Here is a 12790-nt window from a genome sequence, read left to right on the forward strand (position 1 = left end):
CGAACCTGATCGTGCCGATCGCCATGGACGAAGGTCTGCGTTTCGCCATCCGCGAAGGCGGCCACACCGTCGGTGCCGGTGTTGTCACCAAGATCCTAGAATAGAAAGAAAAACGCTTGGGCGGGGCGAGCGCGGGCAGGCGCATCAAGCAAAGGGTAACGGCGCTGGCGGAAAGCTGGCGGAAGCGGCTTCGCTCCGTCGGCGTGATCCGGCATTTCGGGAAAAGACCGGCGGCGATTTCGGAGAACGAGTTTGGCGGCATTTAGGAGTGTAGCTCAATTGGTAGAGCACCGGTCTCCAAAACCGGGGGTTGGGGGTTCGAGTCCCTCCACTCCTGCCACCCGGTTGCGCGCGGTTGCCGCAGACGCAAGGGAACTGGTGTAGCAACTGATGGCGACGAATCCGGCTCAATTCATCCGACAGGTCCGTCAGGAGATTGCAAAAGTCACCTGGCCATCGCGAAAGGAAACGGGCATTTCGACAGCCATGGTGTTCGTGATGGTATTTCTTGCGGCGATTTTTTTCTTTGTGGTGGATCAGCTTTTGGCTTTGGGCGTGCGTTTGATTTTTGGATTTGGGGGCTAACGATGACGGCCCACTGGTACGTCGTGCACGTCTATTCCGGTTTTGAACGCAAGGTCGCGCAGTCCATTCGCGAGCAGGCAAAACTGAAGGATATGGAAGACGTTATCGAGGAAGTCCTAGTGCCGACGGAGGAAGTCGTCGAGCTGCGAAAAGGCACAAAGGTGAGTGCCGAACGCAAATTCTTTCCCGGCTACGTCCTCGTCAAAATGGGGATGACCAACGAAACTTGGCACCTCGTTAAAAACACGCCCAAGGTGACCGGGTTTCTGGGCACGAAAGGGACGCCGGCACCTTTGAGCGAAGAAGAGGTGAACCGGATCCTGCACCAGGTGAAGGAAGGGGTCGAGCGGCCAAAGCCTTCCGTGACATTCGAGGTGGGCGAAGAAGTGCGTGTTTCCGACGGTCCTTTCACTTCCTTCAGCGGGTTGGTGGAAGAGGTCGATGAAGAAAAAGCCCGGATCAAGGTCGCGGTATCGATCTTCGGGCGGGCGACGCCGGTTGAGTTGGAGTATTCACAGGTCGAAAAAGTTTGATGCGATTGAATCGCGTCAAAAGCGTTCGGCCGATTGCGCGGGAGGCCAGCCATGGTCGCACCGCACCCTTGGAGATCGAGGTCATAAATGGCAAAGAAGATTAGCGGATATATCAAGCTGCAAATTCCAGCCGGGAAGGCGAATCCTTCGCCCCCGATCGGGCCCGCTCTTGGCCAGCGCGGCGTCAACATCATGGAATTCTGCAAGGCCTTTAATGCAGGAACGCAAAACGTTGAGCCGGGTATGCCGATTCCGACGGTCATTACGGTCTATGCCGACCGCAGTTTTTCTTTCGTCACGAAGACGCCGCCGGCGAGCTATTTCCTAAAACGGGCGGCGCAACTCACCAAGGGATCTTCGGAAACCGGCCGCGTTGTAGCCGGCTCGGTAACGATGGCTCAGGTGCGTGAGATTGCCGCGAAGAAGATGCAGGATCTGAACGCGAACGACATCGAGGCGGCGGCGCGAATGGTGGCTGGTTCGGCTCGCTCGATGGGGCTTGAGGTGACGGAGTAGGGGATGTCGGAAAAAAACGGTAAACGAATGCGCAAGGCGCTCGAATCCTTGGATCGCGACGCGGTTTACGCCATCGCGGAAGCGGTCAAAATAGTCCGTCAGAACGCGACGGCGAAATTCGACGAGACGATCGAGATCGCCTTGAATCTTGGCATTGATCCCCGGCATGCGGATCAGATGGTGCGCGGCGTCGTCGAGCTGCCGAACGGCACGGGGCGCTTTGTGCGCGTCGCCGTCTTTGCAAAGGGGGAAAAGGCGAAGGAAGCCACTTCCGCCGGCGCGGATATCGTTGGCGCCGATGACTTGGCGGAAAAGATTTTGGGTGGCGAGATCAACTTCGATCGCTGTCTTGCGACGCCAGACATGATGGCCGTCGTGGGCAAGCTTGGCAAAGTCTTGGGCCCCCGCGGCCTTATGCCCAATCCAAAAGTCGGGACGGTAGCGGAGAACATCGCGGAAGCAGTGCATGCGGCAAAATCAGGCCAGGTGGAATTTCGCGCCGAAAAAAACGGGCTTGTCCATGCCGGTATCGGCAAGGCAAGCTTTTCCGAGGAAGCCTTGCTGCAGAACGTGAAGGCTTTTTTTGATGCGATTATGCGCGCGAAACCAAGCGGCGCAAAAAGTCACTACGTAAAGAAAGTTACCTTAACTTCGACGATGGGGCCGGGGATCCGGCTCGATATCGCAAGCCTGGGGCAGGGATAATGCCAACCGGGCAACGGTGTTCTTCGTATCCGGCAGAGCCGGTGCGACGAATAGAAGGTGCGGAATTTTCGCACTTTCATGCCTGTCCAAGACTGCAGGTGCCGCCGCGGAGTCCGCGACGGCTTAAGGGGCAACCACCTGCACAGACGGGAGCAAGCCGAATTCGAACGTCCATCGCGGGCGTTTTTACGGCTTGAACTTCTGGGACGGGGTAAGCGGATCTGCCGAAATCCGGCGGATTTATAAGTGTGGCGACGGATTGGCCGGTGGGTCCGTCCGTTCAATATACGGAGGCAAAAGGTGAACCGATCGGAAAAAGAACAGTTGGTCAGTTCGCTTCACGACGTCTTGATCGAGGCTCAACTCGTGGTCGTTATGCATCAGAGTGGCATGACGGTCGCCGAGTCCACCGATTTAAGGCGGAAAGCCCGTGAAGTGGGCGCCGGCTTCAAAGTAACGAAGAACCGGGTCACCCGCATTGCCCTCAAAGGCACGCCCTACGAAACCCTGGATTCGCTCTTTACCGGGCCTACGGCGATTACCTATTCGACCGACCCCGTGTCGGCCGCGAAGGTGGTTGTCGATTACGCTAAGGCAAACGAGAAAATCACCATTCTTGGCGGTGGGTTCGGAAAGGAAGTGCTCGACGAAGGCGGCATCAAGGCTTTGGCTGTGTTGCCGTCCCTCGACGAATTGCACGCCAAGCTCGTCTACCTGTTGCAAGCACCGGCCACGCGCGTTGTGGGCGTCTTGCAAGCACCGGCGGGTCAACTGGCGCGAGTCATGGGGGCTTACGGGGCCAAGGATGCGGCCTAGATCTACCGAGAAAACCAGAGTTCAAGCCGAGGAGAGATTGAAATGACGGATTTGGTAAAAATCGTTGAGGACCTCTCGAAGTTGACCGTCCTCGAAGCAGCGGAGCTGAGTAAGCTTCTCGAAGAAAAATGGGGTGTTTCCGCGGCAGCGCCTGTTGCGATCGCGGCGCCCGCCGCAGCCGTGGCGGCTGGCGCGGATGCCGTGGAGAAGGAAGAGTTCAGCGTCATTCTTGCCGTTGTCGGCGACAAGAAGATCAACGTCATCAAGGAGGTCCGCACGATTACGGGCCTTGGCCTCAAGGAGGCGAAGGACCTCGTGGAATCGGCGCCGAAACCTGTGAAAGAGGGCGTCAAAAAAGAAGAGGCCGAAGCGATCAAGAAGAAACTCGAAGAAGCGGGCGCGAAAGTTGAACTTAAGTAGCAATGGCCGCATCGGCCGAAGATTGACGGAGACGGGGCGTTCGGCGTTTGCCCCGTTCTTCTACCGTTACCAGGTGGCGGCCCGGCACGGCGATTAGCCGTACCGGGAACGTGCCTTTTTGTCACGACGCCGACCATGCTGGCCGGCTTGTGTATCTGGGGGGATTGGCTCTTCCCGGAGACTTAAGAAGGGTTTGAGAGGAAAGTATGGCTAGGTCTTTTACTGTCCGGAAGCGCATTCGCAAGTACTTCGGTCACATCCGAACGGTCGCGCCGCTGCCAAACCTCATCGAGGTTCAGAGAAGTTCGTACGAGCAGTTTCTTCAGGCGGAAGTGCGGCCGGCCGACAGGGAAGACATTGGTCTTCAAAGCGTATTCAAGAGCGTTTTCCCGATTTCCGATTTCTCGGAGCACTCGACGCTTGAATTCGTGGCCTACGCGTTCGAGGAGCCGAAATACGACGAAGAAGAATGCCGCCAGCGCGGCATGACCTTTGCCGCACCCCTTCGGGTTACGCTCCGGCTTGTCGTCTGGGATGTCGACGAGGAAACCGGCTTGCGCTCGATTCACGACATCAAGGAACAGGACGTCTACATGGGCGACATGCCGCTCATGACGTACAGGGGAACCTTCATTGTCAATGGGACGGAACGCGTCATTGTTTCCCAGATGCATCGTTCGCCCGGCGTCTTTTTCGATCACGACAAGGGGAAGACCCATTCTTCGGGCAAGTTTTTGTTTACGGCCAGAGTCATCCCCTACCGTGGTTCCTGGCTTGACTTTGAATTCGACGCTAAGGACATCGTCCATGTACGGATCGATCGGCGCAGAAAGTTGCCGGTCACGACTCTTTTGCTGGCATTGTCGGGCACCGAGGGTGAAGAGAAAAGCGATGGCGGGAAGGACGCGGAATCCGGTAACGCTCACGGCATGAGCGTCGAGGAAATCCTCGGCTACTTCTACGACACGGTGGTCTTTGCCCGCGCCAAGCGCGGCTGGCGGACCGACTTCAACCCGGACCGGATGCGGGGCACGAAACTTACGCACGACCTCGTCAACGCGCGCAGTGGCAAAGTTGTTGTCGAGGCGGGCACGAAGATCACGCCGCGTCTCATCAAGAAACTGCAGGAAGGGGGCTTGAAGGAACAGCTCGTCCTGCCGGAAGAATTAATCGGCCGTTACGTCGCCAACGATATTGTCAACGAAAGTACCGGCGAGATTTATGTCGAGGCCGGCGAAGAACTTACAACGGAAACTCTGGAAAAGCTGGACGAGGCCGACGTAAAGGAGATCCCCGTCCTTGCGATCGATCATCTAAACGTCGGTCCGTACATCCGGAATACGTTGATGATCGACAAGAATCGGACCCGCGAAGAGGCGTTGATCGACATTTACCGGGTGATGCGGCCCGGCGAGCCGCCGACGTTGGATGCGGCCGAGACGCTGTTCCATGGCCTTTTCTTCGACTCGGAGCGTTACGATCTCTCCGCCGTCGGTCGCGTCAAGATGAACTCCAGACTTAGCTTCCAGACAGAGGATACGGTCCGCATTCTTCGCAAGGAAGATATCCTGAAAGTCGTGAAAATCCTGGTGTCCCTGAAGGACGGTCGGGGTGAAATCGACGACATCGATCATCTCGGTAACCGCCGCGTGCGTTCTGTCGGTGAATTGATGGAAAATCAGTACCGGATGGGCTTGCTGCGGATGGAGCGCGCCATCCGCGAGCGGATGAGTTCCGTCGAAATCGACACCGTCATGCCCCATGACCTTATCAACGCCAAGCCAGCGGCGGCGGCTGTCCGCGAATTCTTCGGGTCGTCCCAGCTGTCGCAGTTCATGGACCAGACGAACCCGCTCTCGGAAGTCACGCACAAACGCAGACTTTCGGCGTTGGGTCCGGGCGGGTTGACACGCGAGCGCGCAGGATTCGAGGTGCGAGACGTGCATCCGACCCACTATGGCCGAATCTGCCCGATCGAAACTCCTGAAGGGCCGAATATCGGGCTTATCAACTCGCTGGCAACCTACGCCAGGGTCAACAAATACGGCTTCATCGAGACGCCTTACCGGCAGGTCGTCAATAAGAAGGTAACGAACGAAGTTGTCTATCTTTCGGCAATGGAAGAATCGGGCCATGTCATCGCGCAGGCGAACGCGCCGCTCGACAAGCAGGGCCGCTTCGTCGAGGACCTGATCAGTTGCCGGATGGGCGGCGAATTCCACATGGCGTTGCCGGAACGCATCGATTTGATGGACGTTTCCCCGAAGCAGCTCGTTTCGGTGGCGGCCTCTCTCATTCCGTTCCTTGAGAACGACGACGCGAACCGCGCGCTCATGGGATCGAACATGCAGCGTCAAGCGGTGCCCTTGATTCGAACCGAAGCGCCGCGTGTGGGCACCGGCATGGAAGATGTCGTTGCGCGGGATTCAGGCGTCGCAGTGGCCGCCCGCCGCACCGGCATCGTTGACCAGGTGGACGCCACCCGCATCGTCGTGCGGGCGACGGCGGAAACGTCCAGCGCCGCGCCGGCGGTCGACATCTACAACCTGCAGAAGTTCCAGCGTTCAAACCAGAACACCTGCATTAATCAAAGGCCCTTAGTGAAGGTCGGGGATATCGTCACAAAAAGGGACATCGTTGCCGACGGGCCTTCGACGAATCTGGGCGAACTCGCCTTGGGTCGTGACGTCCTGGTCGCCTTCATGCCATGGAACGGCTACAACTTTGAGGATTCGATCCTGATTTCCGAGCGGATCGTACGCGACGATACGTTTACCTCCATTCACATCGAGGAATTCGAGGTGATGGCGCGTGATACGAAGCTTGGACAGGAAGATATCACCCGGGATATCCCGAATGTCGGCGAGGAAACGCTTCGGCATCTTGACGAAGCCGGCATCGTCTATATCGGGGCTGAGGTGCAGGCCGGCGACATTCTGGTTGGCAAGGTGACGCCAAAGGGCGAGTCGCCGATGACGCCAGAAGAAAAGCTGCTCCGCGCGATTTTTGGCGAGAAGGCTTCCGATGTTCGGGATACCTCGCTTCGCGTGCCACCGGGAGTTTCCGGAACCGTCGTCGAGGTTCGCGTCTTCTCGCGCCGTGGCGTCGAGAAAGACGAACGCGCGCTCGCGATCGAACGTCAGGAAATTGAGCGTTTGGCGAAGGACCGCGACGACGAAAAGGCGATTCTCGAACGCGGCTACTATGGCCGGCTTCGCGAAATGCTGCTGAGCAAGGTCGCGGACCGCGGTCTGCGCGGTTTGAAGTCCGGCACCCGGCTGACCGAGGCGTTGCTTGACGAATATACGCCCAGCCAATGGCGGCAGATCAATCTGAAGAACGAAAAAATGATGTCCGAGATTGAAGCGTTGAATCGTCAATTTGACGAAAGCATCGCTCACCTCGAAGCGCGGTTTCTAAGCAAGGTCGAAAAACTGCAACGGGGCGACGAGATGCCGCCGGGGGTGATGAAGATGGTCAAGGTCTTCGTCGCCGTGAAGCGAAAATTGCAGCCGGGGGACAAGATGGCCGGTCGGCACGGCAACAAAGGTGTCATCTCGAGGATCATGCCGATCGAGGACATGCCTTATCTCGAGGATGGAACTCCAGTGGATATCGTCCTTAACCCGCTGGGTGTGCCGTCCCGCATGAATGTCGGCCAGATTTTCGAAACCCATCTCGGCTGGGCTTCCGCCGGCCTTGGCCGGCAGCTCGGTGAATTGCTGGACAAGGTGCGCAAAGACGGCAAATACCAGGAACTGCGCAAGGAGCTCGTAGAGTTATATGGGCAAGAGTTAAAACAGGACCTCAGCGAACTACCCGACGATGAGTTGGACGAACTCGCGGAGAGTTTGCGCCGCGGCGTTCCGATGGCAACCCCCGTCTTCGACGGCGCGAAGGAAGACGATATTGTCGAGATGCTAAAACGCGGCGGCCTCGACACATCGGGTCAGGTTACCTTGGTCGACGGACGAACGGGTGAGTCTTTCGATCGCAAAGTGACCGTTGGTTACATCTACATGATGAAACTGGATCACCTTGTGGATGACAAGATCCATGCCCGATCGATCGGTCCTTATAGCCTGGTGACCCAACAGCCGCTTGGCGGCAAGGCGCAGTTCGGCGGACAACGTTTTGGAGAAATGGAAGTGTGGGCTCTCGAAGCCTATGGTGCCGCCTACACACTCCAGGAAATGCTGACCGTAAAATCCGATGACGTTTCTGGACGCACGAAAGTCTACGAGGCAATCGTACGCGGCGACGACACCTTCGAAGCGGGCATCCCCGAATCCTTCAACGTGTTAGTGAAGGAAATACGGTCGCTTTGCTTGAACGTCGAATTGATCCAGAAGGAATATTAATTGATCGACAGAGATTCGATTGAGGGCCTTGGGAGACCCATATGAATGAATTAATGAGAATCTTTGGTCAGACGAACGTCGCCCAAAGTTTTGACCAAATCCGGGTTTCGATTGCCAGCCCCGAGCAGATTCGCTCCTGGTCGTATGGCGAAATTCGCAAGCCGGAAACGATCAATTACCGAACGTTCAAGCCGGAGCGGGACGGGCTTTTCTGCGCCCGGATCTTCGGGCCCGTGAAAGATTATGAATGCCTTTGCGGCAAATACCGCCGGATGAAATATCGGGGGATTATTTGCGAAAAATGCGGCGTTGAGGTGACCTTGCAAAAGGTCCGTCGCGAGCGCATGGCGCATATCGAGCTGGCTTCTCCCGTTGCGCACATCTGGTTCTTGAAGTCGCTGCCAAGCCGCATCAGTTCGCTGCTCGACATAATGCTGAAAGAAGTCGAGCGGGTTCTCTATTTTGAAAATTATGTCGTCATTGAGCCCGGGTTGACCTCGCTCAAGCTTCATCAGTTGTTGACGGAAGAGGAATATCTAAAGGCGCGGGAAGAATTCGGGCCGGATTCCTTTACAGCCTCCATCGGCGCCGAGGCGCTGCGGACGATGCTGGCGGCAATCGACCTTAAGTCGACGCTGGATACGCTGAAAATCGATCTCAAGGAGACAAATTCCGAGGCAAAGCGGAAGAAGATCGTTAAGCGCCTTAAGCTTGTCGAAGCCTTTCTCGGATCGGGCGCCAGGCCGGAATGGATGATTCTCGAGGTGGTCCCGGTCATTCCGCCGGAACTTCGTCCCCTCGTGCCGCTCGATGGCGGTCGCTTCGCGACGTCGGATCTGAACGATCTGTATCGCCGCGTGATCAATCGGAACAACCGTCTGAAACGGCTCATCGAGCTTCGGGCACCCGATATCATCGTTCGGAACGAGAAGCGGATGTTGCAGGAGGCGGTGGACGCTCTCTTCGATAATGGAAGGCGCACCCGACCGCTTGCCGGCGCCAGCAAACGGCCGCTGAAATCCCTTTCGGATATGCTAAAGGGCAAGCAGGGGCGTTTTCGCCAGAATCTTCTCGGCAAGCGGGTCGATTATTCGGGGCGTTCCGTTATCGTCGTCGGCCCGGAGCTTCTGCTCCATCAATGCGGCTTGCCGAAGAAGATGGCGCTCGAGCTTTTCAAGCCGTTCATCTATTCGAAGCTTGAACTTTATGGCATGGCGACGACGATTAAGGCCGCCAAGCGAATGGTCGAGAAGGAGCGTCCGGAAGTCTGGGATATTTTGGAAGAGGTCATTCGCGAGCACCCCGTCCTGCTCAACCGTGCGCCGACCTTGCACCGTCTTGGCGTGCAGGCATTCGAGCCGGTTCTCATCGAGGGGAAAGCGATCCAACTTCATCCGCTCGTCTGCACCGCCTTCAACGCCGACTTCGACGGCGACCAGATGGCCGTTCATGTGCCGCTTTCTCTGGAAGCGCAGCTTGAGGCGCGCGTGCTCATGATGTCGACGAACAACATCCTAAGCCCGGCCAATGGCAAGCCGATCATCGTGCCGTCCCAGGACATCGTGCTCGGGCTCTACTACCTCACGATGGAGCTTCCGAATCAGCCCGGCGAAGGCATGACTTTTGCGACGGTGGGCGAAATTCAGCAGGCGTTGGATGCTGCCGCCGTCACGTTGCATAGCCGGATCAAGGCCCGCTACAAAGACGTCGATGCCGATGGCAACCCGATCACCACGCGGATCGAGACAACACCGGGCCGCATGCTCCTTTCGGAAATTCTTCCGCGTCATCCGGAAGTCAAGCTCGACCTCATCAATCGGTTGCTGACGAAACGTGAAATCAGCCACGTTATCGATATCGTCTATCGCCATTGCGGGCAGAAGAATCTCGTCATCTTCGCCGATCGCCTCATGCAGATGGGGTTTGCGCATGCCTGCAGGGCGGGAATTTCCTTCGGGAAGGACGACCTCGTCATTCCGAAGTCGAAGGAAAAGTTCGTCCAGGATACTCATGACAAGGTAAAGGAACACGAACAGCAATACCTGGACGGTCTGATCACCCAAGGCGAGAAATACAACAAGGTGATCGATGCGTGGTCTCGCTGCACCGATATGGTGGCAGACGCGATGATGAAGGAAATTTCTTCGCGCGGAGACGGTAAACAGGTGAACGCGGTGTACATGATGGCGGACTCCGGCGCCCGTGGTTCCGCCGCCCAGATGAAACAGCTTGCCGGCATGCGTGGTCTGATGGCGAAACCTTCCGGCGAGATTATCGAAACGCCGATCATCTCGAACTTCAAGGAAGGGTTGACCGTTCTTGAGTACTTCAATTCCACGCATGGGGCGCGGAAAGGGCTTGCTGACACCGCTTTGAAGACAGCGAATTCCGGTTATCTGACGCGGCGTCTGGTCGACGTTGCCCAGGACTGCATCATCGTGGCGGAAGACTGTGGCACGATGGAAGGCCTTACCATCCGCGCTGTCGTCGAGGCGGGGAACGAGATTGTCTCGCTTGCCGACCGGATTTTGGGCCGTATGGCCGCTGAGGATATTGTCGCCCCCTTGAGCGGGGACGTCATCGTGCCGGCTGGTCAGATGATTGATGAGATCAACATCGAAGCAATCGACGAAGCCGGCGTTGAAGCCGTAAAGATCCGTTCCGTCTTGACCTGCGAGCTGGATAACGGGGTCTGCGTGAGATGTTATGGCCGGGACTTGGCTCGCGGAACGCCCGTCAATATTGGCGAGGCGGTGGGCGTCATCGCGGCGCAGTCCATCGGCGAGCCGGGGACGCAGCTCACCATGCGTACCTTCCATATCGGCGGCGCCGCCCAAAGAGGCGCCGAGCAGTCCTCGATCGAATCGCCCTACGATGCGACCATCAAGATCAAGAACCGGAGCGTCGTGATCGACAGCACGGGCCGGCTGGTCGTCATGAGCCGTAATACGGAGCTTGTGCTGGTCGATACGGAAGGCCGGGAGCGGGCCAATTTCCGCGTGCCCTACGGTGCCCGGCTTCTCATGGATAACGATGCAAAGACGAAGAAGGGCGATCGGCTCGCGGAGTGGGACCCCTATACGATCCCGATCGTCACGGAAAAAGAGGGGACGGCCCATTACGTCGACCTTGTCGAGGGTGTTTCGATACGTGAAGTTCTTGACGAGGCAACCGGCATCGCTAGCCGGGCCGTGACGGAATGGAAGCAGCAGCCGCGTGGTTCGGATTTGAAACCGCAGATCACGGTTCACGACAAGGCGGGGAATGTCATCATTCTGGCCAATGGCAAAGAGGCCACGTATTTCATGTCCGTTGGCGCCATTCTGAACGTCGAGGCGGGGGCCAAGGTGCACGCCGGTGATGTGCTTGCCCGAATCCCGCGAGAATCCGCCAAGACGCGTGACATCACCGGCGGCTTGCCGCGGGTGGCCGAACTTTTCGAGGCGCGGAAACCAAAGGAATACGCGATCATCAGCGCCATCGACGGCCGGGTCGAGTTCGGTAAGGACTACAAGTCGAAACGCCGCGTCACCATCGTGTCGGAGGGTAGCGAGGAGAACCAGGCCGAATACCTTATTCCGAAAGGCAAGCACATTACCGTCCAGGAAGGCGATCATGTGCGCAAGGGGGACCCCCTCATGGACGGCAACCCCGTCCCGCATGACATTCTGAAAGTGATGGGGCTGGAGGCACTTGCCGCCTATCTCGTTAACGAGATCCAGGAGGTTTATCGGCTGCAGGGGGTACGGATAGACGACAAGCATATCGAAGTGATCGTCCGGCAGATGCTGCAGAAAGTGGAAATCGAAGACTCCGGAGACAGCACGATGCTGGTCGGCGAACAGGTGGACCGCCTGGAATTTGCTCGCGAGAACGAGCGGATCGAGGCAGAAGGCGGCAAGCCGGCGGTGGCAAGCCCTGTCCTTCAGGGCATCACGAAGGCTTCGTTGCAGACGGGGTCCTTTATTTCGGCCGCCTCTTTCCAGGAAACGACCCGTGTCCTGACCGAGGCCGCGGTTTCGGCCCGCGTAGACAACCTGTTGGGATTAAAGGAAAATGTCATCGTTGGGCGGTTAATTCCGGCGGGTACGGGCAGCGTCGTGAACCGCCTGAAGGCGCTTGCCGCCAAGCAAGATCGCGAAGTGACGGCTGGCACAAAGGAACCCAAGGAGGTGGCGGCGCTTCCACCGGAGGGCTAGGGGCGATCGTCCGTCCGTTCGCAAGACGGCAAAAAACGGCGGAAAATTACGGATTTTTCTTGACGCAAGAAGGGGGGCGCTCCTAAACTGCGCCCTCTTTTGCGGCTGGTGGTAGGGGACCACCCTAGACGCAGCCGTGCGTTGATTATGGAATAACTAGCTTAAGCCGTCCGGGTCGGCGAAAAGAACCCGGAAAGAACAAGCGCCACGTCGTGTTGCGCTTGTTCGAAAAGTTCTTTGCGCGCATACGGCGGCGCCAGACGAGGAAATTTTGACGGATGCCAACGGTTAATCAATTGGTTCGCAAGCCCCGCGCAAGTGCGGTCGTGCGTAACAAGGTGCCGGCGTTGCAAGCGTGCCCCCAGAAGCGGGGCGTGTGCACGCGCGTTTATACGACGACCCCGAAGAAACCGAATTCCGCTCTCCGCAAGGTGGCCCGTGTGCGCCTCACGAACGGTTTTGAGGTCACGACCTATATTCCGGGCGAAGGCCATAACCTTCAGGAGCATTCCGTTATTCTTTTGCGCGGGGGCCGCGTGAAAGACTTGCCGGGTGTTCGTTACCACATCATACGCGGCACGTTGGACACCCAAGGGGTGACGGATCGCCGCCAACGCCGCTCGAAGTACGGCGCCAAGCGTCCAAAGTAAGAAAG

Annotated in this window: 11 protein-coding genes and 1 tRNA gene; all 12 read left to right on the top strand. The window is 57.7% G+C overall.

The genetic code is table 11. The features are described 5' to 3' along the window. On the top strand, positions 1-104 hold a 104-nt coding region (locus AB1781_00445), incomplete at its 5' end, for a hypothetical protein (protein ID MEW5703049.1). A gap of 12 nt (positions 105-116) precedes the next feature. Next, a complete protein-coding gene (locus AB1781_00450; protein MEW5703050.1) occupies positions 117-266 on the top strand; it encodes a hypothetical protein in 150 nt (49 codons plus the stop codon). Next, a tRNA-Trp gene (locus AB1781_00455) sits at positions 265-340 on the top strand. The genes AB1781_00450 and AB1781_00455 overlap by 2 nt, the downstream gene beginning before the upstream one ends. Positions 341-387: 47 nt before the next feature. Continuing rightward, complete coding sequence (gene secE / locus AB1781_00460; protein ID MEW5703051.1) at positions 388-585, top strand: preprotein translocase subunit SecE; 198 nt, start codon at positions 388-390, stop codon at positions 583-585. Positions 586-587: 2 nt separating this feature from the next. After that, complete coding sequence (nusG, locus tag AB1781_00465) at positions 588-1118, top strand: transcription termination/antitermination protein NusG (protein MEW5703052.1); 531 nt, start codon at positions 588-590, stop codon at positions 1116-1118. Positions 1119-1205: 87 nt separating this feature from the next. Next, positions 1206-1634: a 50S ribosomal protein L11 gene (gene rplK / locus AB1781_00470; GenBank protein MEW5703053.1), complete on the top strand. Its 429-nt coding sequence runs from the start codon at positions 1206-1208 to the stop codon at positions 1632-1634. A 3-nt stretch (positions 1635-1637) separates the two neighbouring features. Continuing rightward, positions 1638-2339, top strand: a complete 702-nt coding sequence (gene rplA, locus AB1781_00475; GenBank protein MEW5703054.1) for a 50S ribosomal protein L1 — start codon at positions 1638-1640, stop codon at positions 2337-2339. 300 nt (positions 2340-2639) lie between these two features. Next, positions 2640-3155 carry a 50S ribosomal protein L10 gene (gene rplJ / locus AB1781_00480; protein MEW5703055.1) on the top strand — a complete coding sequence of 172 codons (516 nt, stop codon included), beginning with the start codon at positions 2640-2642 and terminating at the stop codon, positions 3153-3155. A gap of 42 nt (positions 3156-3197) precedes the next feature. Next, positions 3198-3575, top strand: a complete 378-nt coding sequence (gene rplL / locus AB1781_00485; GenBank protein MEW5703056.1) for a 50S ribosomal protein L7/L12 — start codon at positions 3198-3200, stop codon at positions 3573-3575. A gap of 206 nt (positions 3576-3781) precedes the next feature. After that, entirely contained in the window at positions 3782-7936 is a 4155-nt protein-coding gene (gene rpoB / locus AB1781_00490) for a DNA-directed RNA polymerase subunit beta (GenBank protein MEW5703057.1), read from the top strand. A 41-nt stretch (positions 7937-7977) separates the two neighbouring features. Then, positions 7978-12135 (top strand): DNA-directed RNA polymerase subunit beta', encoded by a 4158-nt coding sequence (gene rpoC / locus AB1781_00495; protein ID MEW5703058.1) that lies wholly within the window; start codon positions 7978-7980, stop codon positions 12133-12135. A gap of 278 nt (positions 12136-12413) precedes the next feature. Further along, positions 12414-12785 (top strand): 30S ribosomal protein S12, encoded by a 372-nt coding sequence (gene rpsL, locus AB1781_00500; protein ID MEW5703059.1) that lies wholly within the window; start codon positions 12414-12416, stop codon positions 12783-12785. Positions 12786-12790: the final 5 nt, after the last annotated feature.

The organism is Pseudomonadota bacterium, assembly GCA_040752895.1.
GTDB lineage: Bacteria > Pseudomonadota > Alphaproteobacteria.